General features: G+C 76.0%; 2 protein-coding genes and 1 pseudogene. 1 reads left to right on the forward strand and 2 read right to left on the reverse strand.

The window, feature by feature from the left end:
- A pseudogene (locus tag AA75_RS50475) lies at window positions 1-413 on the reverse strand (hypothetical protein); the annotation flags it as partial.
- A gap of 152 nt (window positions 414-565) precedes the next feature.
- On the opposite strand from AA75_RS50475, the gene AA75_RS40590 reads away from it, so the two are divergent.
- Window positions 566-1,354 (forward strand): oxidoreductase, encoded by a 789-nt coding sequence (locus AA75_RS40590; RefSeq protein WP_033825501.1) that lies wholly within the window; start codon window positions 566-568, stop codon window positions 1,352-1,354.
- Window positions 1,355-1,361: 7 nt separating this feature from the next.
- Here the strand turns inward: AA75_RS40590 and AA75_RS40595 are convergent.
- Window positions 1,362-2,204 (reverse strand): arylamine N-acetyltransferase (locus AA75_RS40595; RefSeq protein ID WP_033825502.1); only part of this gene is annotated, 843 nt, incomplete at its 5' end.

Raw genomic sequence — 2,204 nt, forward strand, 5'->3', positions numbered from 1 at the left:
ACGACCAGCACGGTGACCCGGGCGCCGTGCTGTTCGGCCGTCCGCAGGACGCTCTCGGCGATGGCCGGGTCGCCCTGCCCGTGGAAGGTGAGCGCGATCTGCGGACGGTCACGCGGCCCGTTGACCACCTCCTCCGGGGTGCCGGCCGCCAGCGGCGGCAGGGCGGGCACGGGCGGCACGGCCGCACCGGGCTGCGCGGTGCCGGAGGCCGCCGGGGACCCGGCCGCGGGGGTGCCGGCGGGATCCGCGCCCGGAGTGGCCCGGTCGGACGGCTGGGGGCGGGCGGCGAGCGAGAGCGGCGCGGCGCCCGGCCGGGTGCCCGGACCGGAGGAGCAGGCGGAGAGTGCGCCGGACCCGGCCGTCAGGCCGGCGAGGGCGGCGGCGCGCAGCAGGAGGCGTCGGTCGACAGTCATCGGCCGACAGCCTAGACACTGGCGCACGACTGTGCGATTCGGCCCGGCCGGGTCGCGGGCACCGCCTGGCTGTGGCCGAGTGGAGACAGCCGGAGCCGATCCGGCCGGGCCGCGGGTGCCGCGGTCCCGCGCACGTCCAGGAGGAGACCGCCATGGACCTTCAGCTCTCCGGGAAGACCGCCGTCGTGACCGGCGCCAGCAAGGGCATCGGCCTCGCGGTGACCAGGGCGCTGGCGGCCGAGGGCGTCCGGGTGGCGGCCGCCGCCAGGACTGTCACCGACGCGATGACCGGCCACCCGCACGGAGACCTGGTCCACCCGGTCGCCGTCGACCTCACCACCGCCGACGGCCCCGCCTCGCTGGTCCGGGAGGCGGTCGAACGCCTCGGCGGCCTGGACATCCTGGTCAACAACGTCGGCGCGGTGCGCCCGCGCCTGGGCGGCTTCCGGTCCGTCACCGACGAGGACTGGACCTGGGGGCTGACGGTCAACTTCCTCTCCGCCGTCCGCACCACCCGGGCCGCGCTGCCGCACCTGATCGAGCGCGGAGCGGCCTCGGTCGTCACGGTCAGCTCGGTCAACGCCTTCCTGCCCGATCCGTCGATCATCGACTACTGCGCGGCGAAGGCGGCACTGACCAATTTCTGCAAGGCACTGTCCAAGGAGGTCGGCCCGCTCGGGGTGCGGGTCAACACCGTCAGCCCCGGGCCGGTCTCCACCGCGCTGTGGCTCGGCGACGACGGGGTGGCGGCGACCGTCGCCGGGGCCGCCGGCACCCGGCCCAAGGACGTCGCCGACCAGGTCGCCGGCCAGAGCGCGACCGGACGCTTCAGCCGCCCCGAGGAGGTCGCCGACCTGGTCCTGCTGCTGGCCGGCGACCGCGCCGGCAACGTCACCGGCAGCGACTTCGTCATCGACGGCGGACTCGTCACCACGCTGTGACGGCGGCCTACGCCTCGGAGTGCTCCGGCTCCCGGGCGGCGGGAGCGGGCGCCCCGGCGAGCTGCCAGGCCCGGTGGGTGGCCAGCACCTTCGACCACAGGGCCGCCCGCCGGGCGGGGGTCAGCCCGGCCGCCGACAGGCCGAAGACCTCCTCCAGGGTGGCGAACCACTCGTCGGCCGAGGTGAGTTCACGCACCTTGCGGCCCTCGGCGCCGAGCCGGACCAGTACCAGCCCGCGCAGCAGGCGGTAGCCGTCGGCGTCGCGCAGCTGCGCGCACAGCGCCCGGACGAACGGGGAGTCCGGCGAGGTGGACAGCCACCGGTGCTGCTCCACGAAGTCGGCCGGCCCGGCCGGGTCGGGGGAGAAGTCCATCCCGAGGAAGGAACCGCCCGGGTCGTTGTGCAGCCGCCAGCCGCCCGGAACCACCGCGGACGGCTCCAGCCGGTACTCCAGCGGCCCCTGCCGGTAGGTCCCCGCGCGCAGCGGCAGCGGCTCGTGCAGGCCGTCGCCGAGCCCGACGTCCACCAGCAGCTCCTCGCCCTCGCAACGCACCGTCAGCGCCAGGTGGTTGCCGGTGGCACCGGGCGGCTGCTCGTCGGTCCGGGACTGCACCCCGCCCAGGTGCCACCGGACCTGGTACCCGAGGGCCTCCAGCAGCGTCGCGAAGGCGCCGTTCAGATGGAAGCAGTACCCGCCGCCACCGGCCAGGATCCGCGCTATGGACGCCTCGGGGTCGACCGTCGTGGGACGGTCGAGCTGGATCTCCAGGTTCTCGTACGGCACCCGCTCCACGTGCGCCCGGTGCAGTCGGCGCAGGGCGTCGACGGTCGGGCGGGGCGGGCGGGGGGC

The sequence above is a fragment of the Kitasatospora sp. MBT63 genome (genome assembly GCF_000710465.2).
In the GTDB taxonomy this organism is placed as follows: Bacteria; Actinomycetota; Actinomycetes; order Streptomycetales; family Streptomycetaceae; genus Kitasatospora.

Coding starts and splice junctions, on each gene's coding strand:
- AA75_RS40590 (WP_033825501.1), top strand. CDS start 566: ATGGACCTTCAGCTCTCCGGGAAGACCGCCGTCGTGACCGGCGCCAGC.